Source organism: Mycobacterium triplex, assembly GCF_000689255.1.
In the GTDB taxonomy this organism is placed as follows: Bacteria; Actinomycetota; Actinomycetes; order Mycobacteriales; family Mycobacteriaceae; genus Mycobacterium; species Mycobacterium triplex.
This window is the reverse complement of record NZ_HG964446.1, coordinates 5,421,082-5,444,501: the sequence shown is the minus strand read 5'-3', so window position 1 is coordinate 5,444,501 and position 23,420 is coordinate 5,421,082. Positions and strand designations below refer to the sequence as shown.

Annotated in this window: 18 protein-coding genes and 1 pseudogene; 10 read left to right on the top strand and 9 right to left on the bottom strand. The window is 68.2% G+C overall.

Features of this window, described 5'->3' with window-relative positions; translation table 11 throughout:
• The first annotated feature begins 35 nt into the window (after positions 1-35).
• Positions 36-1,061 (top strand): AurF N-oxygenase family protein, encoded by a 1,026-nt coding sequence (locus BN973_RS25115; RefSeq protein ID WP_036471421.1) that lies wholly within the window; start codon positions 36-38, stop codon positions 1,059-1,061.
• Positions 1,062-1,078: 17 nt separating this feature from the next.
• Positions 1,079-2,761 carry an FAD-dependent oxidoreductase gene (locus BN973_RS25110; RefSeq protein ID WP_036471420.1) on the top strand — a complete coding sequence of 561 codons (1,683 nt, stop codon included), beginning with the start codon at positions 1,079-1,081 and terminating at the stop codon, positions 2,759-2,761.
• Here the strand turns inward: BN973_RS25110 and BN973_RS25105 are convergent.
• Complete coding sequence (locus BN973_RS25105) at positions 2,758-3,213, bottom strand: VOC family protein (protein WP_036473053.1); 456 nt, start codon at positions 3,211-3,213, stop codon at positions 2,758-2,760. The genes BN973_RS25110 and BN973_RS25105 overlap by 4 nt on opposite strands.
• Before the next feature lie 128 nt (positions 3,214-3,341).
• Positions 3,342-4,463, bottom strand: coding sequence for a citrate synthase 2 (locus BN973_RS25100; RefSeq protein WP_036471419.1), 1,122 nt, complete (start codon positions 4,461-4,463; stop codon positions 3,342-3,344).
• Positions 4,464-4,566: 103 nt separating this feature from the next.
• On the opposite strand from BN973_RS25100, the gene pdxH reads away from it, so the two are divergent.
• On the top strand, positions 4,567-5,193 hold the full coding sequence (gene pdxH, locus BN973_RS25095; protein WP_036473050.1) for a pyridoxamine 5'-phosphate oxidase: 627 nt from the start codon (positions 4,567-4,569) through the stop codon (positions 5,191-5,193).
• Between the two features lie 182 nt (positions 5,194-5,375).
• Complete coding sequence (locus tag BN973_RS25090) at positions 5,376-6,668, top strand: citrate synthase (protein ID WP_036471418.1); 1,293 nt, start codon at positions 5,376-5,378, stop codon at positions 6,666-6,668.
• Here BN973_RS25090 and BN973_RS25085 read toward each other — a convergent pair whose 3' ends face one another.
• The 5 genes and pseudogenes from BN973_RS25085 to BN973_RS25065 form a co-directional block, all read right to left on the bottom strand.
• On the bottom strand, positions 6,669-8,252 hold the full coding sequence (locus BN973_RS25085) for a phytoene desaturase family protein (RefSeq protein WP_051641489.1): 1,584 nt from the start codon (positions 8,250-8,252) through the stop codon (positions 6,669-6,671). It abuts the gene before it with no gap.
• 2 nt (positions 8,253-8,254) lie between these two features.
• A complete protein-coding gene (locus tag BN973_RS25080) occupies positions 8,255-8,512 on the bottom strand; it encodes a DUF2630 family protein (protein WP_036471417.1) in 258 nt (85 codons plus the stop codon).
• 107 nt (positions 8,513-8,619) lie between these two features.
• Positions 8,620-9,961 (bottom strand): annotated as a pseudogene (locus tag BN973_RS25075) (sensor histidine kinase).
• A gap of 23 nt (positions 9,962-9,984) precedes the next feature.
• Positions 9,985-10,695, bottom strand: coding sequence for a two-component system response regulator PrrA (gene prrA, locus BN973_RS25070; RefSeq protein ID WP_139830025.1), 711 nt, complete (start codon positions 10,693-10,695; stop codon positions 9,985-9,987).
• Positions 10,696-10,745: 50 nt separating this feature from the next.
• On the bottom strand, positions 10,746-11,996 hold the full coding sequence (locus BN973_RS25065) for an MFS transporter (RefSeq protein WP_036471416.1): 1,251 nt from the start codon (positions 11,994-11,996) through the stop codon (positions 10,746-10,748).
• A 133-nt stretch (positions 11,997-12,129) separates the two neighbouring features.
• Between BN973_RS25065 and BN973_RS25060 the strand changes: the two genes are divergently transcribed.
• Complete coding sequence (locus BN973_RS25060; RefSeq protein WP_036471415.1) at positions 12,130-13,320, top strand: glycosyltransferase family 4 protein; 1,191 nt, start codon at positions 12,130-12,132, stop codon at positions 13,318-13,320.
• On the top strand, positions 13,317-15,446 hold the full coding sequence (locus BN973_RS25055; RefSeq protein WP_036471414.1) for an amylo-alpha-1,6-glucosidase: 2,130 nt from the start codon (positions 13,317-13,319) through the stop codon (positions 15,444-15,446). The genes BN973_RS25060 and BN973_RS25055 overlap by 4 nt, the downstream gene beginning before the upstream one ends.
• A gap of 39 nt (positions 15,447-15,485) precedes the next feature.
• Here BN973_RS25055 and BN973_RS25050 read toward each other — a convergent pair whose 3' ends face one another.
• Positions 15,486-16,991, bottom strand: a complete 1,506-nt coding sequence (locus tag BN973_RS25050) for a carboxyl transferase domain-containing protein (RefSeq protein WP_036471413.1) — start codon at positions 16,989-16,991, stop codon at positions 15,486-15,488.
• Positions 16,992-17,018: 27 nt separating this feature from the next.
• Between BN973_RS25050 and BN973_RS25045 the strand changes: the two genes are divergently transcribed.
• Both BN973_RS25045 and BN973_RS25040 read left to right on the top strand, forming a co-directional pair.
• Positions 17,019-17,750, top strand: coding sequence for an enoyl-CoA hydratase (locus tag BN973_RS25045; RefSeq protein ID WP_036471412.1), 732 nt, complete (start codon positions 17,019-17,021; stop codon positions 17,748-17,750).
• Positions 17,751-17,755: 5 nt separating this feature from the next.
• Positions 17,756-18,874: an MBL fold metallo-hydrolase gene (locus BN973_RS25040; protein ID WP_036471411.1), complete on the top strand. Its 1,119-nt coding sequence runs from the start codon at positions 17,756-17,758 to the stop codon at positions 18,872-18,874.
• Here the strand turns inward: BN973_RS25040 and mug are convergent.
• Positions 18,852-19,376 (bottom strand): G/U mismatch-specific DNA glycosylase, encoded by a 525-nt coding sequence (mug, locus tag BN973_RS25035; protein WP_051641488.1) that lies wholly within the window; start codon positions 19,374-19,376, stop codon positions 18,852-18,854. The two genes, BN973_RS25040 and mug, sit on opposite strands and share 23 nt — an antisense overlap.
• Positions 19,377-19,417: 41 nt before the next feature.
• On the opposite strand from mug, the gene BN973_RS25030 reads away from it, so the two are divergent.
• Together BN973_RS25030 and BN973_RS25025 are read left to right on the top strand one after the other, a co-directional pair.
• Entirely contained in the window at positions 19,418-20,998 is a 1,581-nt protein-coding gene (locus tag BN973_RS25030; protein ID WP_036471410.1) for a serine hydrolase, read from the top strand.
• Positions 20,995-23,403 (top strand): cation-translocating P-type ATPase, encoded by a 2,409-nt coding sequence (locus tag BN973_RS25025; protein WP_051641487.1) that lies wholly within the window; start codon positions 20,995-20,997, stop codon positions 23,401-23,403. Before BN973_RS25030 ends, BN973_RS25025 begins: the two co-directional genes overlap by 4 nt.
• The last annotated feature ends 17 nt before the right edge of the window (positions 23,404-23,420 follow it).

The window sequence follows — 23,420 nt, the reverse complement described above, 5'->3', positions numbered from 1 at the left end:
GTCCAAATGTAAACCTCGTTGGGGAGGACTTGGATATGGCTAGGACACGGATGGTCCGGCGGTGGCGCAAGAAGATGGAAGTGCGCGACGACGCCGAGTACGTGAAGATGCTCGCCACACTGTCTGAGGGGTCGGTGCGGCGGAATTTCAACCCATACACCGACATCGATTGGGACTCACCGGAGTTCGCCGTCACCGAGAACGACCCGCGGTGGATTCTCCCGGCGACCGACCCGTTGGGCCGCCACCCCTGGTATCAGGCGCAGTCGCAAGAGCGCCAGATCGAGATCGGGATGTGGCGCCAGGCGAACGTGGCCAAGGTCGGCCTGCACTTCGAGTCGATCCTGATCCGCGGCCTGATGAACTACACGTTCTGGGTGCCCAACGGTTCCCCGGAGTACCGGTATTGCTTGCACGAATCGGTCGAAGAGTGCAACCACACCATGATGTTCCAGGAGATGGTCAACCGCATCGGCGCCGACGTGCCGGGCATGCCCCGGCTGCTCAAGTGGCTCTCGCCGGCGGTCCCGCTGGTGGCCGGGCCGTTGCCGGTGGCGTTCTTCATCGGTGTGCTGGCCGGCGAGGAGCCCATCGATCACACACAGAAAAACGTTCTGCGCGAAGGCAAGTCGCTGCACCCGATCATGGAACGGGTGATGGCGATTCACGTGGCCGAGGAAGCACGGCACATCTCGTTCGCGCATGAGTTCCTGCGTAAGCGGTTGCCGGAGCTGACCAAACGGCAGCGGTTCTGGACCGCGCTGTATCTGCCGCTGACCATGAAGCTGTTGTGCCGGGCAATTGTGGTGCCGCCCAAGTCTTTCTGGCGTAAGTTCGACATCCCGCGCGAGGTCAAGAAGGAACTGTTCTTCCGGTCGCCGGAATCGCGCAAGTGGCTGTCCGACATGTTCGGTGACGTGCGGATGCTGGCCTACGACACCGGCCTGATGGAAAATCGCTCCGCGCGGCTGATGTGGCGGATCTGCAAGATCAACGGCAAGCCGTCGCGCTACCGCAGCGAGCCGCAGCGCCAGCATCTGGCCGCTGTTCCGGCCGCCTAAGGCCTGCGAGTTCCTTTATGCCGCACGTTATTACCCAGTCGTGCTGTAACGACGGGTCCTGTGTCTTCGCCTGTCCGGTGAACTGCATTCACCCGTCGCCGGACGAGCCGGGCTTCGCGACGACCGAGATGCTCTACATCGATCCGGTCGCCTGCGTGGACTGCGGTGCGTGCGTGAGCGCCTGCCCGGTGGGTGCGATCGCGCCCGACAACCGGCTGGAGGGCAAGCAGTTGCCGTTCGTCGAGATCAACGCGTCGTTCTACCCGGAGCGGCCGGCCGACGTGAAGCTGCCGCCGACATCGAAGCTGGCACCGGTGATCCCGGCCGCGCAGGTGGATGCCCGCCACCAACTGCTGACCGTGGCGATCGTCGGGTCCGGGCCGGCGGCGATGTATGCCGCCGACGAACTGCTCACCCAGCATGGCGTGCGGGTCAACGTCTTCGAAAAGCTGCCCACACCTTACGGTTTGGTACGCGCCGGGGTGGCGCCGGATCACCAGAACACCAAGAAGGTGACCCGGCTCTTCGACCGGGTCTCGCGTCATCGCCACTTCCGCTTCTATCTGAACGTCGAGGTCGGCAAGCACCTGAGCCATGCCGAGTTGCTGGCCCACCACCACGCTGTGTTGTACGCGGTGGGTGCGCCCGACGACCGCCGCCTCGACATCGACGGCATGGGCCTGCCGGGCACCGGTACGGCCACCGAGCTCGTCGCGTGGATCAACGGGCATCCCGACTTCGTCAATCTGCCAGTCGATCTCAGCCACGAACGGGTGGTGATCATTGGCAACGGCAACGTCGCGCTCGATGTCGCGCGGGTGCTCACGGCCGACCCGGACGACTTGGCCCGCACCGACATCTGTCACCGCGCTCTCGAGGTACTTCGCAACTCGGCGGTCCGCGAGGTGGTCATCGCCGCGCGGCGTGGCCCGGCCCACTCGGCGTTCACCCTGCCCGAATTGATTGGGCTGACAGGCGCATCCGACGTCGTGCTCGATGCCGGCGACCACGAGCTGGTGGCGCGCGATCTCGCCGCCACCTCGGACACGTTGACCCGCAACAAGCTCGAAATTCTGAGCAAGCTCGACGACGCGTCGGTTGCCGGCCCCCGCCCGCGCATCCGACTGGCCTATCAGCTCACGCCCGCGCGCGTGCTGGGCGAGCGGCGTGCCTCCGGCGTGGAATTCGCGGTCACCGGCACCGAAGACCTGCACCGCATCGACGCGGGTCTGGTGCTGACGTCAATTGGCTACCGCGGCAAGCCGATTCGTGACCTCCCGTTCGACGAGTCGGCGTCGATCGTCCCGAACGACGGCGGCCGCGTCGTCGACCCCGGCTCCGGCCGGCCGGTGACCGGGGCCTACGTCGCGGGGTGGATCAAGCGTGGCCCGACGGGATTCATCGGCACCAACAAGTCCTGCTCGTTCCAAACCGTCCAGGCCCTGGTCGCCGACTACAACGCCGGTAAGCTGACCGACCCGGTGACCAAGCGCGACACCCTGCAGCAGTTGGTGCACGCCCGCCAACCTGACGTTGTCGACGCCGCGGGATGGGCCGCCATCGATGCCGCCGAGATCGCGCGTGGCATCGACGACGGCCGCCCGCGCGAAAAGTTCACCGACATCGCCGACATGCTCGCGGCCGCGGCGACCGCGCCCAAGGCGCCGAAACGCCGGCTGCTGGCACGCCTGCTCGGCTAGCTGCCCTGCCCGGCCATCGCCGCCTGGAGCTCCTCCATGCTGACCTCCCGCACCGGCTGACCCAGCGACCAATGGTGGCCGAACGGGTCGGCGATCACGCCGTAGCGGTCACCCCAGAACTGGTCGTCCAGCGGAGTCACCACCGTGGCGCCCGCGTCCAACGCCCGCTGGAACTTGGCGTCGACGTCGGTCACGGTCAGGTGGATGGTCACCGGCGTGCCGCCCAGCGACGTCGGGGTCATCGACTTCCCGCCACACATTTCGGGGAAGTCGTCGTTGAGCATCACCAGGAAACCGTTGATGCGCACCGCGGCGTGGACCAGCTTGCCGTCCGGCCGCGGCACACGTCCGATCTCCTCGGCACCAAAAGCCTTGACGTAGAAGTCGATCGCCGCGGCGGCGTCGTCCACCACGAGGTGCGGAGAAACTGCGGGTTCGATTTTGATCGCCATTGTGGTCTCCTTGCTGTCGGTCTCGCTGCCGGCCCCGGGCGGGGACCGGCTCACGAGTTATTGACTGCCTCCGCGACTCGAATTCATCGCGGCGAGACCCATTCAAACGCCGGGCACCGACAAGCGGGTTAAGCGTGGGTGAGAACCCGGTCCCAGCCCTCGACGGACTCCGGGCTGCGCGGCCCGGGACCCACGTAGATGGCCGACGGGCGCACCAGCTTGCCGAGCCGCTTCTGCTCGAGAATGTGTGCGCACCAGCCCGCGGTGCGCCCGCAGGTGAACATCGCCGGCATCATGTTGGCCGGCACCTCGGCGAAGTCCAGGATGACCGCGGCCCAGAATTCGACGTTGGTCTCGATCGCCCGGTCCGGACGACGCTCGCGCAGCTCGGCCAGCGCCGCCTGCTCCAGGGCGACCGCGACCTCGTGGCGCGGCGCTTTGAGTCGCTCGGCGGTGGCGCGCAGTACTCGCGCCCGCGGGTCCTCCGCGCGGTAGACCCGGTGCCCGAAGCCCATCAGCTTGTCGCCGCTGTCCAGGATTTTCTTGACCAGGCCGCGCGCGTCGCCGGTGCGCTCCACCTCTTCGATCATCGGCAGCACCCGCGCCGGCGCCCCACCGTGCAGCGGGCCGCTCATGGCCCCGATCGCGCCGGACAGCGCCGCGGCGACGTCGGCGCCGGTGGACGCGATGACCCGCGCGGTGAAGGTCGAGGCGTTCATGCCATGCTCGGCGGCCGAGACCCAGTAGGCGTCGATGGCCTCGACGTGCCTCGGGTCGGGCTCGCCCTGCCAGCGGGTCATGAAACGCGCTGTGACGGTTTGGCATTCATCGATGACCCGCTGCGGCACGGCCGGCTGATAGATACCCCGCGCGGACTGCGCGACATAGGACAGCGCCATCACCGACGCCCGGGCCAGCTGGTCGCGGGCGACGGCCTCGTCGGTGTCGAGCAGCGGCTGATAGCCCCAGATCGGCGCCAGCATCGCCAGGCCCGCCTGCACGTCGACGCGCACGTCGCCGGTGTGGATGGGCAGCGGGAACGGCTCGGCGGGAGGCAAACCGTGGCCGAATCTACCGTCGACCAGCAGAGCCCAGACGTCGCCGAATGTCACCTGCTGATTCACCAGGTCTTGGATGTCGACGCCGCGATAGCGCAGCGCGCCGCCGTCTTTATCCGGCTCGGCGATCTCGGTGGTGAAGGCGACGACGCCCTCGAGACCGGGGACAAAATTTTCCGGGACCACAGACATAGGAAAATTCTTGCACCTCGGCTTCTTGCCGACGCTACCGGCTGGTAGCTACCGCCGGTAGCGTGGTCCCGTGGCCGGACCAGACCAGGATCACCTGCAGCGGATGCGTGTGGAGTACGGGTCGGTGGAGCGCGACGCGAGTTCGGACCTGGACGTGTCCTGGCTCGACGACGGGTGGCTTGCGTTACTGCGGAAGTGGATTGACGACGCCGAACGTTTCGGGGTCTCCGAACCGAACGCGATGGTGCTGGCGACGATCGCGGACGGCAGGCCGGCGAGCCGCTCGGTGCTGTGCAAGGGCGTCGATGAGACCGGAATCACCTTTTTCACCAATTACGACTCGGCCAAAGGCATCGAGCTGGCCGAGACGCCGCATGCGTCGGCGACCTTTCCCTGGTACCTGCTGGGGCGCCAGGTCCACGTCCGGGGCGCGGTGACCAAGGTGGACCCGCAGGTGACCGAGGACTACTGGTCGAAGCGGCCGCGCGGTTCACAGCTGGGCGCGTGGGCGTCGCACCAATCGCAGCCGATCGCATCCCGTGCGGCGCTGCTCGATCAGGCTGCCGAGGTGACCGCCCGTTTCGCCGATTCCGAACGCATCCCGGTGCCGCCGAATTGGGGCGGATACCTGATCGCGCCCGAGGTGGTGGAGTTCTGGCAGGGTCGAGAAAACCGGCTGCATAACCGCATCCGCGTCGTCGGCGGTCGTGTCGAACGCCTGCAGCCCTGATCACACCCGGCGGGCGTCCGTGCGGCCTAACACCGCACGATAAGGCGGGGTTTACCTCACAGAAAGCCGCCGGGGCAGCAGAGCAGACCCCGGGCAGGCGCGTCGTCGCGATAACGACTACCTTCAGCTGTACGCACCTAGCCAAGGCGCAGCCATACCAGCCAGAGCGCAAAGGGGTTCTCGTGGCCGACACCGACGACACCGCAACTCTGAAGTACCCAGGCGGTGAGATCGACCTGCAGATCGTCAACGCCACCGAAGGCGCCGACGGGATTGCGCTTGGCCCGCTGTTGTCCAAGACCGGCTACACGACGTTCGACAACGGCTTCGTCAACACCTCCGCGTGCAAGAGCTCGATCACCTACATCGACGGCGACGCCGGCATCCTGCGCTACCGCGGCTATCCGATCGATCAGCTCGCCGAGAAGTCGACCTTCATCGAGGTCTCGTACTTGCTGATCTACGGCGAGCTGCCCACCAGCGACCAGCTGGCCGACTTCACCAAGCGGATCCAGCTGCACACGATGCTGCACGAGGACCTCAAGCGGTTCTTCGACGGCTTCCCGCGCAACGCGCACCCGATGCCGGTGCTGTCCAGCGCCGTCAACGCGCTGTCCGCGTACTACCCGGATTCGCTCGACCCCGGCGACAACGAGGACGTCGAGCTGTCGACGATCCGGTTGCTGGCCAAGCTCCCGACGATCGCCGCCTACGCCTACAAGAAGTCGGTCGGGCAGCCGTTCCTCTACCCGGACAACTCCCTGTCGCTGGTGGAGAACTTCCTGCGGATGACGTTCGGGCTGCCCGCCGAGCCGTACCACGCCGACCCCGAGGTAGTACGGGCGCTGGACATGCTGCTGATCCTGCACGCCGACCACGAGCAGAACTGCTCGACCTCGACGGTTCGGCTGGTCGGGTCGTCGCAGGCCAACCTCTTCACCTCGATCTCCGGTGGCATCAACGCGTTGTGGGGGCCGTTGCACGGCGGCGCCAACCAGGCCGTGCTCGAGATGCTCGAGCAGATCCGCCAAAGCGGCGACGACGTGGGCGAATTCGTCCGCAAGGTGAAGAACCGCGAAGAGGGCGTCAAGCTGATGGGCTTCGGCCACCGAGTCTACAAGAACTACGACCCGCGGGCCCGGATCGTCAAGGAGCAGGCCGACAAGATCCTGGCCAAGCTCGGCGGCGACCCGCTGCTGGACATCGCCAAGCAGCTCGAAGAGGCCGCGCTGACCGACGATTACTTCATCGAGCGCAAGCTGTACCCGAACGTCGACTTCTACACCGGGCTGATCTACCGGGCCCTCGGGTTCCCGGTCCGGATGTTCACCGTGCTGTTCGCGCTGGGCCGGCTGCCCGGCTGGATCGCGCACTGGCGGGAGATGCACGACGAGGGCGACAGCAAGATCGGCCGTCCCCGCCAGATCTACACCGGCTACACCGAGCGCGACTACGCACCCATCGACGGCCGCTAGTCAGCTCGAGCCCAGCGAGGCCAGCACCGCCATCGCGGCGTTGTGGCCGCCGATGCCCGACACCGCGCCGCCACGGCGAGCGCCCGAGCCGCACAACATGATTCGTTCGTGAGCGGTGGCCACACCCCATTGCCGGGCGGGGGTGTCCAGCGCCTCGTCGTCGTCCGCGAACGGCCAGGACAGCGCGCCGTGGAAGATGTTGCCGGCCGTCATCCCCAGGTTGCGGTGCAGGTCCAGCGTGGTCGTCGTCTCGATGCAGGGCCGGCCGTGCGCGTCGGCCATCAGCACATCCTGAATCGGTTCGGCCAGAACGGAATTCAGCGACACCAGCACCGACTCGGTCAGCCGGTCACGCAGTGCGCCGGAATAATTGCCGTCGAACAGCGAATGCGGGGTGTGCAAGCCGAACACCGTCATCGTCTGCGCGCCGGCGTCGCGCAGTTCCCTCGACAGGATGCTCGGGTCGGCCAACGAGTGGCAATACGCCTCGCACGGCAACGGATCCGGAATCGCTCCGGCGGCCGCCCGCGTATAGGCGCCATCCAGTTGGCTCCACGTCTCGTTGACGTGAAATGTCCCGGCGAATGCCTGTTCGGGGCTGACGGTGTCATCGCGTAACCGGGGCAGGCGCCGCAGCACCATGTTGACCTTGACCTGTGCGCCCTGGTCCGGGACCGCCGGTCGTTCACCGAGCAGGCGGGCCAAAACCGTTGGCGTTACGCCGGACAACACGAATCGGCCCCGGCTGACATGCTCGTCGCCGTCACGTCGATAGCGTACCTCGCCGGTCGGGTCCACCGCGTAAACCTCTGCGCCCGTGACTATTTCGGCCCCATGACGGACAGCGGCGGCGGCCAGGGCGGCGGTCACCGCACCCATCCCGCCGATCGGGACGTTCCAGTCTCCGCCGAGCACGTGATACAGGAAGCAGATGTTCTGGCGCAGCGACGCCTCGTCCAGACGCGCGAACGTGCCGATCAGCGCATCGGTGGCGATCACGCCGCGGACCAGATCGTCGCGCACCGCGTCGGCGATCGCGTGCCCGATCGGCTCGTCCACGATCGCCCGCCACGCCGCGGCCGCATCCGGCCCGCCGGCGTCGGTGACGTGGCGGCGGGCCTGCTCGCGGGTGCGCAGCGGTTCGGTCAGCGTCGGCCACAGCGGGTCGGTCACCAGGCGGGTACGCCGGTAGAACTCGGCGAAACCGCGCTCGTCGTCGGCGGCACCGACCGCGCGGAAGGAATCCCGCGATCCGACCAGCAGGCCGTTGCGCCCGGCCGTCGCCGGCTGGGGGGTGTACGACGAGAATCGTCGACCGGCCAGCCCCACCTCGGCGCCCAGGTCCGCGACGATGCGCGGCGGCAGCAGGCTGACCAAGTACGAGTACCGCGACACCCGGACCTCGACACCGTCGAACGCCTTCGCCGAAACGGCGGCCCCGCCGATGTGGTCCAGCCGCTCGAGCACCCGCACCCGAAGGCCGGCCCGGGCCAGGTAGCCCGCCGCCACCAGGGCGTTGTGGCCGCCACCCACGACGACGACGTCGGAATCCGGGTCACCATCCGTCGCGTCACCGAGGGACATCTCTAGCCCAGGTAGCCCTCGACCTGGTCGCCGGGGCGCACCGCGGCCTCGCGCGGATCACCACCGGTCTCGCGCAGGGCGCGGCGCTGACGCAGCAGGTCCCAGCATTGGTCGAGTTCGACCTCGACCCGGCGGAGCCGTTCGTGCTCCTCGGACTCGGAGATGTCGCGATGCTGCAGCTGTGCCCGCAGCTTTTTCTCCTCGGCGACCAGGTTGCGGATGTGCTCGAGGGTGTCGCTGTCGGTCGGTCTACTCCCCATTGCCCTAGTGTGCCCGACGATCACAACCAACCCGGCGCCGAACGTGGAGTTGTCGGGCCAACTTCACGTGATTTCGCCCAACAAGTCGACGTTCGACCGCACCGGGTTTAACTCGGGGCGGGCAGGCGCAGCAGCAACCGCGCACCGCCCAGCGGGCTGTCTTGCAGCGACGCCGTCCCGCCGTGCAAATGCGCCTGCTGGGCCACCAGGGCCAGACCCAAGCCAGATCCGGAGTGCGAGGCCGTCGACCCGCGGGAGAACCTCTCGAACACCACCTCGCGCTCGCTTTCGGGCACGCCACTGCCGTTGTCGTCGACGGCGATGTCCACTCCGGCCCGGGAGCTGACCGCCGACAGCTGCACCCGGGTGGCGCCGCCGTGTTTGACGGCGTTGGCGATCGCGTTGTCGACCGCGAGGCGCAGCCCGGCCGGCATCCCCACGATGATGCAGGTGGGCGACGGCACCAGCGATACATCCAGGTCGGGGTAGACCCTGGTGGCGTCGTGGGCGGCGCGGTCCAGCAGTTCGGTGATGTCGACGGGCACGTGATCGTCGGAGGTGGACAGTTCGCCCTGCGCCAACCGCTCCAGCGCGCTCAGCGTCGCCTCGATCCGGGACTGCGTGCGGATGACGTCGCTGAGCACCTCCTTGCGCTGGTCGTCGGGCAGATCGAGGGTCGACAACACCTCGAGGTTGGTGCGCATCGCGGTCAGGGGAGTGCGCAGTTCGTGAGAGGACACCGCCGCGAAATCGCGCGCCGACGACAGCGCCTCCTTGGTGCGGTTCTGCTCGTCCCAAATGCGTTGCAGCATGCCGCGCATGGCCTCGGCGATCTCGACGGCCTCGGTGGCGCCGTGCACTTCGACCCGCGGCGCCTCGTCGCCGGCGTCGATCAATCGGGTCTGCTGCGCAAGCTGTTTGAACGGGCGCACCGCGAAAGAGGCCAGCAGCCAGGCGAACAGCGTCGACGCGAAGATGGCAAACCCACAGATGAGCAGCACCCTGCGATGGAGGTTGTTGGTCTCGGCCAGGGTGGCGTCATAGGTCGCGCCGACGGCCAGCGAGGCCGGCTCCGGCCCCGGAATCTCCACCGTGCGCACCCGGTAGCGCACGCCGTTGATGTAGGTGTCGGTGTAGTCGACGTCGGAGCGGGGCAGCGTCACATCGGAATTCGACGTCACCAGGCTGCCGCGCCGGATCGTCATGATCGCGTCACGGTCGTTTGGGCGAGCGCGGGATCTCGTCGAGGCCGCGCGGCAGGAACGGGATCGCGAAACCGGCGGCCTCGTCGAGCCGGCGGTCCAGCCGCTCCTTACGGTCATTGGTGATCCCGACCCAGACGACGGCACCGACGATCAGGACCGGAATCGCGGCACCGATGGCTGTCGCGAGCACCACCCGGGTCCGCAGCGAGGGGGTCCGGGCCAGGATGCGCGACAGGAAATTCATGGCTGTGGTGGCCTACCGCGTCGTTACTGCATCCGCAGCACGAACCCCACGCCCCGGACGGTGTGCAGCAACCTGGGACCGCCGTTGGCCTCCAGCTTGCGGCGCAGGTACCCGATGAAGACGTCGACGACGTTGGTGTCGGCGGCGAAGTCATAGCCCCACACCAGCTCCAGCAGCTGCGCGCGGGACAGCACGGCGGTCTTGTGCTCGGCCAGCACCGCCAGCAGGTCGAACTCGCGCTTGGTCAGGTCGACGTCGACGCCGTTGACCCGGGCCCTACGGCCGGGAATGTCGACTTCCAGCGGGCCCACCGTGATGGTTTCCGACGACGAGGTCGCGGTGGCGCCACGGCGGCGCAGCAGCGCCTTGACCCGCGCGACCAGCTCGGCCAGCACGAACGGTTTGACGAGGTAGTCGTCGGCACCGGCTTCCAGGCCGGCGACGCGGTCGTCGACCGAGCTGCGTGCCGAGAGCACACAGACCGGGACGTCGTTGTCCATCGCGCGCAGGGCGGTGACGACGCTGACACCGTCGAGCACCGGCATGTTGATATCGAGCACGATCGCGTCCGGCCGGGTCTCGGTGGCGCTGCGCAGGGCCTCCGCGCCGTCGACGGCGGTCGACACCTCGAACCCGGACAGCCGCAGCCCGCGTTCCAGTGAGGCGAGCACGTCGGAGTCGTCGTCGACGACCAAGACGCGAGGTGAGCTGACGCCAGAGTCCATGCCGCCCATTTTGCCGGATTCTGGGCGTCGGCTGCGGGAGGCCGCCCGGGACGGCGCGCTCAGGCCGTGTCGGGGACTGCGGGAGGACGGGGGGCGCCGCTATCGACTCTGCGCAGCGTGGCGGTGAACCTGAGCCAGACGATCAGCGATCCCACGGAGAGACCGCCGAGCATCAGGAAGGCAACCGGGTATCCGAGATGCTGGGCGACCACGCCGCCCACGACCGGGCTGAGCGCACCGCCGAGGCCTTGTGCCGCCATGATGGCGCCCTGGCCGACATTGATGTGGCCGGTGCCGTCGAGGATCCGTGCCACCAGGCCCGGTACCGCCACCGACAGCATGCCCGCCCCGACGCCGTCGAGCACCTGCACCGGAATGACACCCCAGCTGGTGATGATGCCCGCGGCGAGCAGCCCGCGCACCGGTAGCGCGCTGAACGCGATCAGGATGGCCAGCCAGTAACCGCGGGTCTGGGCGATCCGCATTGCCGCCAGCGATGCGACGATCATCACGCCCTGCGCGACGACGACCGTTTCGGCCACCGTGATGAACGGGTTGGTGTGGGTGGCGACCACGGCCAGTCCGTAGAGCGGCAGCATCGCCGCATTGCCCAGGTGGAACAGCACCAGGGCGGCGGCCAGGGTCAGCAGCGGTTTGGATTCGAGCAGCACGCGCATCTTCGTGATCGGGGCGCCCGCGCCCGCTGCCGCCTCGCCGCGCGCGACGTGATCGTCGATCCGGCCGGCGGGGATTGCCAGGACGGACAGGATGGCCAGTCCGGCGAATCCCACGGCGAGCCAGAACACCCCGGCATACCCGAAGATCCAGCCGACCAGCCCGGACGCGGCGGCGCCGACCATGTTGCCCGCGTGGTTGTAGGCCTGATTTCGCCCGTTCTGGGCGGTGAAGCCGGCCTGGCCCACCAGCCCGAGGGTGATGCCGATCACGGCCGGAGCGATGGTGGCCCCCGAGATGCACATCAGGGACTGCGCGGCGGCGATGACCCAGAAGTGCCCGGAGGTAAGGATGACGGCCGAGGCCGCGACGGCGCCGAGGCCGACCACGATGACGCAGGTCCGTTTACGAGAGGTGGCGTCGACCAGTGCACCGGCCGGACCGACGGTGATCATGCCGACGATCGCACCCAGGGTGATGACCGCGCCGATGGTGCCGGTGGTCCAGCCGCGCCCGGCGAGCAATACGCCGAGAAAAGGACCCATGCCGGCTTCCATATCCGCCATGAAGAAATTCAGCGCCTGCAGCGCGACCCGGTCGCGCCGGGAAACCGCCGCCGTGTCTTGAGAACGCATGCCTCGATTGTGGCGAAACCGCAGTGGCACAGCGCACCTCGGCGTTTGCGGACCGGCTCACATCGGCCATAATTAGCACTCATCGGATGAGATTGCTAACGCGTGTGGTGAAGCTGTGAGGAGGAGAACGTCAATGCGCGCTGCCGATTTCGTCTTACCCACCACCCCGGCGGATTCCGGCCGCCCCATCCGGATCGTGCTGGTCGCCCCGCCGTATTTCGACGTTCCGCCCAACGGCTACGGCGGCGTCGAGGCGGTTGTCGCCGACCTGGCCGACACGCTGGTGGCCCGCGGTCATCACGTCACGCTGCTCGGCGCCGGCAAGCCGGGTACGGCGGCCGACTTCGTCCCGCTGTGGGATCGCACCCTGCCCGACCGGCTGGGCCAGCCGTATCCGGAAGTCATGCACGCGTTGAAGGTGCGTAGCGCGGTGACCCGGATCGCAGCAACCGACGGTGTCGACATCGTGCACGACCACACCTTCGCCGGACCCATCAACGCCCCGGCCTATCACGCGCTGCGGGTGCCGACCGTGGTCACGGTGCACGGGCCCATCGACGACGATCTGTACCCGTACTACCGGGAGCTCAGCGGCGATGTCGGGCTGGTGGCGATCAGCGACCGGCAGAAAGAGCTGGCCCCCGATCTGAATTGGGTTGGCCGCGTGCACAATGCGCTGCGGATCGACGAATGGCCTTTCGAGACCGAGAAGCACGATTACGCGCTGTTCTTGGGCCGGTATGCGCCGTACAAGGGCGCCCATCTGGCGGTGCGGGCGGCGCACGAGGCCGGGATCCCGCTGGTGCTCGCCGGCAAATGCAGCGAGCCGGCCGAGAAGGAATACTTCGAGGAGTGCGTGCGCCCGCTGCTGGCCGACAGCGACCACGTGTTCGGTGAGGCCGACGCGGTCAGCAAGCGAAAGCTGTTGTCGCGCGCCCGTTGTCTGCTGTTTCCCATCGGGTGGGAGGAGCCGTTCGGGATTGTGATGATCGAAGCGATGGCCTGCGGCACACCGGTCGTCGCGTTGCGTGGCGGGGCCGTACCGGAAGTGATCGTCGACGGTGTGACGGGCGTGGTGTGCGAGGACGCCGGCGAGCTGCCCGCCGCGATCGACCGGGCGCAAACGCTGGATCCGCATGAGTGCCGGCGACACGTTGCCGCCAATTTCGATGTGGCACAGTTCGGCTCGGCGTACGAGCAGATCTACCGTGGCGTCCTGGGCCGCGCGGCCGAAGCCCATCGCGGCGCTCGGGGCAAGGTTGTCGTCGAATCCCTCGGGCAAGACAGGCGGGCCCATGAGTTCGTCCACAAGGCCGCCGTGTGACGGGTCCGACCCCTTTCAACAGCAGCTCGCCGGTCCAGATCGGCTCGGGCGGCGACACGGTGACCCTTGTCGACGGCGCGACATTCTGCCTGTCCGACCGCTACGGGAACGTGGTGGTCGGCAGGTCACACGGATTGTTTTTCCGCGACGCGCGGGTCCTGTCACGCTGGGAGCTGCGCGTCGACGGTGAAACCGCCGATGCGCTGTCGGTGGAATCGACGGAAGCGTTTGCCGCGCAGTTCATTCTGCGACGGCCACCGCGTTCGGGGCCGGACAGCACGCTGCTGGTCGTGCGCGAACGGCTGGTGACCGACGGGCTGCGGGAAACGATCCGGCTGCAGAACATGGACAAGGAAAGCACCGTGGTGTCCCTCGAGCTGCACGCCGACGCGGACTTCGCGGACCTGTTCGCGGTCAAGGAGGGACGGGTACCGGTCGGCGGGGCCGAGAAGACGGTGGCCGGATCCGAACTCATGCTGCGGGGCCAGGGCGACCGGCTGCGGGGGCTGACGGTGTCGGCAACCGGTGACCCGGTGGTGGTACCCGGGTCGCTGAACTGGCGGGTGGTGGTGCCGCCCGGGGGGCGCTGGCAGACCGAGATCACGGTGCAACCGACGTGGGCAAACCACAAGGTCTGGACCCGCGCCCCGCGCGGCGAGACCGCCCGAAAAAGCGCGCCGGCCCGCAAGATCGAGGCCTGGCGTGACAGTGCGACCACGGTCGATACCGACCACACCGCACTGGCCCGGGTGCTCGGCCAAACCGAAAGCGACTTGGGGGCGTTGCTGATTCACGACGCCGACGGTCGCCGGTCGTATGTCGCGGCGGGCGCGCCCTGGTTCATGACGTTGTTCGGCCGGGACAGCCTGCTGACCGCATGGATGGCTCTCCCGCTGGACGTCGGCCTTTCGATCGGCACCCTGCAGCGGCTCGCGGCGCTGCAGGGCCGGCGCGTCGATGCCGTCACCGAGGAACAGCCCGGCCGCATCATGCATGAGCTCCGGCACGGCCCGGACAGTGCCGACGTGCTGGGCGGTGGCGTCTATTACGGGACGGCCGATGCGACGCCGCTGTTCGTGATGCTGCTCGCGGAATGCTGGCGGTGGGGCGCCGACGAGGCGGTCATCCGGACGCTGCTGCCGGCGGCCGACGCCGCGCTGGCCTGGACGGAGGAGTACGGAGACCGGGACGGCGACTGCTTTGTGGAATACCAGCGCGCCACCGACCGGGGGCTGATCAACCAGGGCTGGAAGGACAGCTACGACGGCATCAACGACGCCACCGGCCGCCTCGCCGAGCCGCCGATCGCGCTGTGCGAAGTGCAGGGCTATGTGTATGCGGCCCTGTTGGCGCGCGCCGAACTCGCCGATGCGCTGGGCGACACCGGCCGCGGGGCCCGGCTGCGCGAGCGGGCCCAGCTGCTGCGGGACAGGTTCATCGAGAAGTTCTGGTTGCCCGAAAAGGGTTGGTACGCGGTTGCATTGGACAGACACAAGCGCCCGGTCGACGCGTTGACGAGCAATGTCGGCCATTGCCTGTGGACAGGAATTGTGACCGACGAACACGCCGCGGCCATCGTCGAGCGGTTGTCCGGTCCGGAGATGGACTCCGGTTTCGGGCTGCGGACGCTGGCCACCAGCATGGGGGCGTACAACCCGATGAGCTACCACAACGGCTCGGTGTGGCCGCATGACACCGCCATCGCGGTGGCCGGCTTGCTGCGCTATGGCCACGTGCCCGGGGCGGTGCAGCTGGCGCAACGGTTGACGAACGAACTCCTGGACGCCGCAATGGCTTTCGGCGGGCGCTTGCCCGAGTTGTTCTGCGGTTTCCCCCGTACGCAGTTCGCCGCGCCGGTGCCCTATCCCACTTCCTGCTCACCGCAGGCGTGGGCCAGCGCTGCTCCGCTGCTGCTGCTGCGGTCGATCCTGGGGCTTGACCCGCACGTGCCGCACCGCACCCTGTCGATCTCGCCGCGGCTGCCGGCCGAGTGGGGCCGGATCACGTTGACCAATTTGCGCTTGGGCTCCAGCACCGTGCACCTGGAAGCCGAGGGCGAGACGGCCAAGACGCACGGCCTGTCCGACGACTGGCAGCTGCTGACGCAAGACGAGGTCGGCCGTTAACGGCGCGACGGCGCGAAAGATGTTGCCCGGCAAGCACTGTCAAGCCGTCTCTGGCGTAAACCCGATGTTGCGATAGCGCCGTAGTCGCGCGGCCATCCGCTCGTCGCCGGGGATATCGCGCAGCGCGTGCACCTCCGCGGCGATCGCGCTGCACAGTCGCTGCGAGAACTCGATCGGCTCGTCGGCAGCGTCGGGATGCTCGGGCACGATGGCGTCCACGATTCCGGACTTCATAAGATCGAGCGACCGAATGCCTTGGGTCGCAGCAAGTTCGGGGGCATGCGCGGTGTCGCGGAACACGATCGCACTGGCCCCCTCGGGTGGCAGCGGGGCCAGCCAGCCGTGCAGCGCGGCCAGCACCCGGTCGGCGGGGACCATCGCCAGGGCCGGCCCGCCGCTGCCCTGGCCCAGCAGCACCGACACCGTCGGGGTGTCCAGCGTCACGAGTTCGGCCACGCATTGGGCGATCTGTGCGGCCAGCCCGCCCTGCTCGGCTTCGGCCGACAACGCGGGGCCGGCGGTGTCGATCACCAGCACTAGCGGCAGCCGCAGCTCGGCGGCCAGCGCCATGCCGCGGCGGGCTTCGGCCAACGACGCGGGCCCGACCAGCCCACCGGTGAGGCGCTGCTGGCCGAGGACCACCGCGGGCTGTCCGGCGAATCGGGCCAGCGCCAGCAGGGTGGTCGCCGCTCCCTCGCAAGCGGGAGGTGCCCCCACCCCGTCATAACCGGACAGCAGCACCAGGTCGGTGGCGCCGTGGCGCAACAGATGCTCGACACCCGGCCGGTCCGGCCGCCGCGACGCCAGCACCGAATCCCAGGCCGGCACATCGGGTATCGATTCGCCGGGCGGCGCGGCGGGCGGCGGCTCGGGAGCGTCGGCGATGACCGTCAGCGCGCGATCCACCGTCCGGCGCAGCTTGTCGACCGCGACGACGCCGTCGATCACGCCGTGCCGCTGCAGGTTCTCCGCGGTCTGGACGCCCGGCGGGAACGGTTCGCCGTAGAGCTGCTGGTAGACCCGGGGCCCGAGGAAGCCGATCAGCGCCCCCGGCTCGGCGACGGTGATGTGGCCCAGCGAGCCCCACGACGCGAACACCCCGCCGGTGGTCGGGTTCCGCAGGTAGACGAGGTAGGGCAGGTGCGCCCGCTTGTGCAGTCGGACGGCCGCGGCGATCTTCACCATCTGCAGGAACGCGACGGTGCCCTCCTGCATGCGGGTGCCGCCGGAGCTCGGCGAGGCCAGCAGCGGGAGCCGCTCGGCCGTGGCGCGCTGCACGGCGGTGGTGATCCGCTCGGCCGCCGCCACCCCGATCGACCCGCCCAGGAAGCCGAACTCGCAGACCACGACCGCCACCCGGCGCCCGTGTATGCGCCCCTCGCCCGTGAGCACCGCTTCGTCGCGGCCGGTGGCGGCGCGGGCGTCGGCGAGTTCGCGCGCGTAGGCGTCGCTGATCGGTATCTGTAGCGGGGCGCTGTCCCAGCTCACGAACGAGCCTTCGTCGAGCACCGCATCCTGCAGTTGTTCGGTCGTGATGCGACTCACGCGCACAGGCTATATAGGCTGGCGCCCATGATCGGTATCACGCAGGTCGAAGCCGTAATGACCATCGAATTGCAGCGTCCCGAGCGCCGCAACGCCCTGAACTCTGAGCTCGTCGACGAGCTGCGGGAGGCGGTGCTGAAGGCCGGTGACGGAGCCACCCGCGCGATCGTGCTGACCGGCCAGGGCACGGTGTTCTGCGCCGGCGCGGACCTGAGCGGCGACGCGTTTGCCGCTGACTACCCCGACCGGCTCATCGAGCTGCACAAGGCGCTGGACGCCGCACCGATGCCGGTGATCGGCGCCATCAACGGCCCGGCCATCGGCGCGGGGCTGCAACTGGCCATGCAATGCGATCTGCGGGTGGTAGCCCCGGAAGCGTTCTTCCAATTCCCGACTTCGAAATATGGTCTGGCCCTGGACAACTGGAGCATCCGACGACTGTCGTCGCTGGTCGGCCACGGCCGGGCCCGCGCGATGCTGCTGACAGCGGAGAAGTTGACCGCCGAGACGGCGCTGCAGACGGGGATGGCCAACCGGATCGGGACGCTGGAAGACGCCCAGGCCTGGGGCGCCGAGATCGCCGGGCTGGCGCCGCTGGCGATCCAGCACGCCAAGCGGGTACTCAACGACGACGGTTCGATCGAGGAGGCCTGGCCGGTGCACAAGGAATTGTTCGACAAGGCCTGGGCAAGCCAGGACGTCATCGAGGCGCAGGTCGCCCGGGTGGAGAAGCGGCCGCCGAGGTTTCAGGGGGCCTGACGGTCATGGTGCCCGCAGCGCGTCGCCTGGCCGCCGGCACGGTCACGCTCGCCGCAGGCGGGTGGGTGTTGCGCGCGCTGCACGGGGCGCCGGCCGCCCTGGGTGCCGACCCGTCGTCGATCCGCGCCGTGACGCAGCACTCGCCCAATTTCTCCGACGGTGTCTTCGTCAACCTCGACCCCGCCTCGAATGCCAACCTGGACCGTGAGCAGCTGGCGCTGATCGCGTGGGAGTTCATGGGGGGCCGCGGCCGCAGCCGCCCCACGGCGCCGATCCCGCTGAATGCCCCGGGCACGTTCGACGCCGACCCCGCGCGATTGGCCGTCAGCTGGCTGGGCCACTCCACCGCGCTGCTGGAGATCGACGGCTACCGGGTGCTGACGGATCCGGTGTGGAGCCGACGCTGTTCGCCGTCGGACGTGATCGGACCCGAGCGTCTGCATCCGCCGCCGCTGGAGCTGGAAGCGCTGCCGGCCGTCGACGCGGTGGTGATCAGCCATGACCACTACGACCACCTCGACATCGACACGGTGCTCGCGCTGGCCCGCACTCAGCGGGCGCCGTTCTTCGTCCCGCTCGGCGTGGGTGCGCACCTGCGTGCGTGGGGCATACCGGGGCAACGCGTCGTCGAACTCGACTGGAACGAAAGTGGTCACGTCGACGAGCTGACCCTGATTTGCCTGCCGGCACGGCACTTTTCGGGCCGATTCTTCGAGCGCAACACCACGCTGTGGGCGTCCTGGGGGATCGTCGGTCCCAGTCACCGCGCCTATTTCGGCGGGGATACCGGCTACACGAAGAGCTTCGAGCAGATCGGCGCCGAGCACGGGCCGTTCGACCTGACGCTGTTGCCGATCGGCGCCTACAACCCGGGGTGGCCGGACATTCACATGAACCCCGAGGAGGCCGTCCGGGCGCACCTGGACCTCACGCCCGGCGGGGCCGGACTGTTGGTGCCCATCCACTGGGGCACCTTCCGGCTGGCGCCGCACCCGTGGGCCGAACCGGTCGAGCGGATGCTGGTGGCCGCCGAAGCCGCCGACGCCGCGGTGGCGGTTCCCGCGCCCGGTCAACGTCTTGATCCGTCCGGGCCGCTGCGGTTCAACCCGTGGTGGCGGTTCTAGTTAGCGCACAACGCAATTCGGTGTACGCGCGGGTCAGGTCGTCGAGTGTGAATCCCCTGTTGAGCCCGCTGGGGTTGGGCAACACCCATGCCGTGGTGCCGGCAAACCCGGGCGGGTACGGGCCCCAGCCGATTTTCGGTTCGCCGGTCATCGCCACCAGGGCACGCTTGCCGAGGAAACCGATCGCTCGCGGCGCGTAGCGGCGCATCTTCGCCTCGAACTCGGGCCGGGCGCTGCGGAACTCTGCGGTCGAGACGTCGCTGGCCCGCCGGGTCGGTCGGCTGACGACCGCGGTGATGCCGCAGCCGTAGTCGAGCAAGCGGCGCTCCTCGTCCGGGCGCAACCGCGTATCGGTGAATCCGGCCAGCTGCAGCACGGACCAAAAACGGTTGCTGCGATTCGAGAAGTTGTGTCCGTCGATCGCAGCGGTCGTCGCCGGGTTCATGCCGCAGAACACGATGTCGAGACCCGGGGCAAGAATGTCCGATTCATAATGCATCATGGAAATACTCCCATCGGCCAAGCACGCTAAAGTCTGCGGGCATGACGAAACGCGCGGCCCTCGCCGCTGTCGCGATGTTGCTGGCACTGGTCGGATGTGGCTCTGGCCATCCCATATCGAGCCCGCTGTCGCCGTTGTCTGAGGCGCCCCCCAACGAGGTGTCGGGTCTGGACATCCCGTCCGGCCGCATCGATGCCGCCATCGCCAAGGTCGACGGCCTGGTCAAAGCCCTGATGCGCAACACCGGCGTCCCGGGCGTGTCCGTGGCCATCGTGCGCGGAGGAAAGACGGTGTACGCCAAGGGTTTCGGTGTGAAGGACGCGAGCAAGGGCGACGGCCAGGGCAACAAGGTCGACGCGGACACCGTCTTCCAGTTGGCATCGGTGTCGAAATCGGTCGGCGCGACCGTGGTGGCACACCAGGTGTCCACCAACGCGGTCAGCTGGGACACGCCGGTGGTGTCCAAGCTGCCGTGGTTTGCACTGTCGGATCCCTACGTCACCGGCCATGTGACCGTCGCCGACCTGTACTCGCACCGCTCCGGGCTGCCCGATCACGCCGGCGACAAACTGGAGGATCTCGGGTATGACCGCCGGCAAGTATTGGAGCGGCTGAAGTATTTGCCGTTGACACCTTTTCGAAGTAGCTACGCCTACACCAACTTTGGCTTGACGGCGGCCGCCGAGGCGGTGGCGGCTGCCGCGGGTAAATCCTGGGAGGACCTGTCCGACGAGGTGCTCTACCGCCCGCTGGGTATGGCGTCGACGAGCTCGAAGTACGCCGATTACCTGGCCAGGCCCAACCGTGCGGTGCTGCACGTCAAAGTCGGCGACAAGTGGGAGCCACGTTTTCAGCGCGACCCCGATGCGCAGGCGCCCGCGGGCGGTGTGAGTTCGTCGATCAACGACATGGCGCGCTGGCTGACGATGGTGATGGCCAACGGAACCTACAACGGCCAGCAGATCACCTCGCCCGAAGCGCTGCTGCCCGCGATCACGCCGCAGGTCGTTTCGATGCCCGCATCGTCGCCGAAAGCCCGGGCCGGCAACTACGGTCACGGTTTCAACGCCTCGGTGACCTCGTCGGGGCGCACCGAGTACAGCCACTCCGGGGCCTTCGCGTCGGGCGCGGCGACCAACTTCGTGGTGATGCCGTCGGAGGACGTCGGCATCATCGCGCTGACCAACGGTGCGCCGTACGGCATTCCGGAGGCGCTGACCGCGCAATTCATGGATCTGGTGCAGTACGGCGAGATTCGGGAGGATTGGCCGGCTCTGTACAACCACGCGGTGGGTTGGATGAACAACGCGGAGGGTTCGCTGGTCGGCAAGCAGGCCCCCGCCAACGCCGCGCCGGCCCGGCCGCTCACCGACTACCTGGGCGTCTACGCCAGCGACTACTGGGGACCGGCCGTCGTGACCGAAGATAACGGGCGACTTCAGTTCGCGCTGGGGCCCAAGAATCAGACGTTCGGCCTCACGCACTGGGACGGCGATACCTTCACGTTCTCGATCACCGACGAAAACGCGCCGCCCGGAACGATTTCCAAGGCCGTGTTTGCCGGTAACACGCTGAACCTGGAGTACTTCGACACCGACAAGCTCGGAACGTTCACCCGATGAATCGCGGGCTAACCGACGCCGAGGTGGCGCAGCGGGTAGCCGAGGGTAAGAGCAACGCGGTTACCGCTCGAGCGGCCCGCAGCACCGCGGACATTGTGCGCGCCAACGTTTTCACCCGGATCAATGCGATCCTCGGCGTGCTGCTGGCGATCGTGCTCGCAACCGGTTCGCTCATCAACGGGCTGTTCGGCCTGCTGATCGTCGCCAACAGCGTCATCGGGATGATTCAGGAGATCCGGGCCAAGCAGACACTGGACGCCCTCGCGATCATCGGACAGGCAAAACCATTGGTGCGCAGGCAATCCGGTACCACAGCGCTACTGCCCAGCGAGGTGGTGCTCGACGACGTCATCGAGCTCGGCCCCGGCGATCAGATCGTCGTCGACGGCGAGGTCCTCGAGGAGGACAACCTGGAGGTCGACGAATCGCTGCTGACCGGTGAGGCGGACCCGATCGACAAGCACACCGGCGACGCGGTGATGTCGGGGAGTTTCGTCGTCGCCGGTACCGGCGCCTACCGTGCCACCAAGGTCGGACCGGCGGCCTATGCCGCCAAGCTCGCCGAGGAGGCCAGCAAGTTCACGTTGGTGAAATCCGAACTGCGCAACGGCATCAACCGGATCTTGCGGTTCATCACCTACCTGCTGGTGCCGGCGGGTCTGTTGACGATCTACACGCAGCTGTTCACCACCGTGCATGCGGGTTGGCGCCACGCCGTGCTGCGGACCGTCGGTGCACTGGTGCCGATGGTGCCCGAGGGCCTGGTGCTGATGACCTCGATCGCGTTCGCGGTCGGCGTCATCAGGCTCGGACAGCGTTCCTGCCTGGTGCAGGAATTGCCCGCGATCGAGGGATTGGCCCGCGTCGACGTGGTGTGCGCCGACAAGACGGGCACCCTGACCGAAAGCGGCATGCGGGTTTGCGACGTCGTCGAACTCTCCGGTCAACACGCCATAGCCGACGCGCTGGCCGCGCTGGCCGCGACCGATCCTCGACCCAACGCCAGCATGCGGGCGATCGCCGACGCGTTCGACCAGCCGCCCGGCTGGATCGCCACGGCCACAGCGCCTTTCAAGTCGGTCACCAAATGGAGCGGCGTGTCCTACCAGGACCACGGCAACTGGGTGATCGGGGCGCCCGACGTGCTGCTCGACCCCGCTTCGCCGGCCGCGGCGCAGGCCGAACGCATCGGTGCCCGGGGCTTGCGGGTACTGCTGCTCGGTGCCGCCGACGTCGCCGTGGATCACCCGAACGCGCCGGGTCGGGTCGCCCCGGCCGCACTGGTGGTGCTGGAGCAGAAGGTACGGCCGGACGCCCGGGAGACGGTGGAGTACTTTGCCGCCCAGAATGTTTCGGTGAAGGTGATCTCCGGGGACAACGCGGTGTCGGTCGGCGCCGTGGCGGCCAAGCTCGGCTTGCACGGCGAGGCGATGGACGCCCGCCGACTGCCCACGGAACCCGGCGAATTGGCCGACGCACTGGACAGCTACACCACCTTCGGCCGGGTGCGGCCCGCGCAGAAGCGGGCCATCGTGCATGCGCTGCAAGCGCACGGGCACACCGTGGCGATGACCGGCGACGGCGTCAACGACGTGCTTGCGCTCAAGGATGCCGACATCGGCGTGGCGATGGGCGCCGGTAGCCCGGCGTCGCGGGCGGTGGCCCAGATCGTGTTGCTGGACAACAAGTTCGCGACGCTGCCTTACGTCGTCGCCGAGGGCCGGCGGGTAATCGGCAACATCGAACGAGTCGCCAACCTGTTCCTGACGAAAACGGTGTACTCGGTGCTGCTGGCGCTGTTCGTGGGTGTCGAATGCCTGTTGTCGAAACCGCTGGCGGCCGATCCGCTGCTCTACCCGTTTCAGCCGATCCACGTCACGATCGCCGCGTGGTTCACCATCGGCATCCCGTCGTTCATCCTGTCGTTGGCCCCCAACAACGAGCGCGCTCACCCCGGCTTCGTCCGGCGCGTGCTGACCTCGGCGCTGCCGTCCGGATTGGTGGTCGGTACCGCGACGTTCGTCTCGTACCTGGTGGCCTACCGGGGCCGTCATGCCAGCTTCGCCGAACAGGATCAGGCGTCGACCGCCGCGCTGATCACGCTGCTGATGACCGCGCTCTGGGTGCTGGCGGTGGTGGCGCGTCCCTATCAGTGGTGGCGGGTCGCGCTGGTCGCCGCCTGCGGCGTGGCATATATCGCGATCTTCAGCATCCCGCTGGCGCGGGAGAAGTTTCTGCTCGATCCGTCGAATCTGGCCGTGACATCCACCGCGCTGGGCATCGGGGCGCTGGGCGCCGCGGCGATCGAGGTGACGTGGTGGATCCGGGCCAGGATGCTCGGCATCGAGCCGCGGTTGTGGCGGGCCGACCAGGGCGCCGGGGGTCGCTCCGATTCCGGCCATTAGGGTTTTACCAGCAAAGA

Bases quoted from the DNA above. Each gene is read 5' to 3' on its own strand.
- BN973_RS25115 (WP_036471421.1), top strand. From the start codon at position 36: ATGGCTAGGACACGGATGGTCCGGCGGTGGCGCAAGAAGATGGAAGTG.
- BN973_RS25110 (WP_036471420.1), top strand. From the start codon at position 1,079: ATGCCGCACGTTATTACCCAGTCGTGCTGTAACGACGGGTCCTGTGTC.
- BN973_RS25105 (WP_036473053.1), bottom strand. From the start codon at position 3,213: ATGGCGATCAAAATCGAACCCGCAGTTTCTCCGCACCTCGTGGTGGAC.
- BN973_RS25100 (WP_036471419.1), bottom strand. From the start codon at position 4,463: ATGTCTGTGGTCCCGGAAAATTTTGTCCCCGGTCTCGAGGGCGTCGTC.
- pdxH (WP_036473050.1), top strand. From the start codon at position 4,567: ATGCGTGTGGAGTACGGGTCGGTGGAGCGCGACGCGAGTTCGGACCTG.
- BN973_RS25085 (WP_051641489.1), bottom strand. From the start codon at position 8,252: ATGTCCCTCGGTGACGCGACGGATGGTGACCCGGATTCCGACGTCGTC.
- BN973_RS25080 (WP_036471417.1), bottom strand. From the start codon at position 8,512: ATGGGGAGTAGACCGACCGACAGCGACACCCTCGAGCACATCCGCAAC.
- prrA (WP_139830025.1), bottom strand. From the start codon at position 10,695: ATGGGCGGCATGGACTCTGGCGTCAGCTCACCTCGCGTCTTGGTCGTC.
- BN973_RS25065 (WP_036471416.1), bottom strand. From the start codon at position 11,996: ATGCGTTCTCAAGACACGGCGGCGGTTTCCCGGCGCGACCGGGTCGCG.
- BN973_RS25060 (WP_036471415.1), top strand. From the start codon at position 12,130: ATGCGCGCTGCCGATTTCGTCTTACCCACCACCCCGGCGGATTCCGGC.
- BN973_RS25045 (WP_036471412.1), top strand. From the start codon at position 17,019: ATGATCGGTATCACGCAGGTCGAAGCCGTAATGACCATCGAATTGCAG.
- BN973_RS25040 (WP_036471411.1), top strand. From the start codon at position 17,756: ATGGTGCCCGCAGCGCGTCGCCTGGCCGCCGGCACGGTCACGCTCGCC.
- mug (WP_051641488.1), bottom strand. From the start codon at position 19,376: ATGATGCATTATGAATCGGACATTCTTGCCCCGGGTCTCGACATCGTG.
- BN973_RS25030 (WP_036471410.1), top strand. From the start codon at position 19,418: ATGACGAAACGCGCGGCCCTCGCCGCTGTCGCGATGTTGCTGGCACTG.
- BN973_RS25025 (WP_051641487.1), top strand. From the start codon at position 20,995: ATGAATCGCGGGCTAACCGACGCCGAGGTGGCGCAGCGGGTAGCCGAG.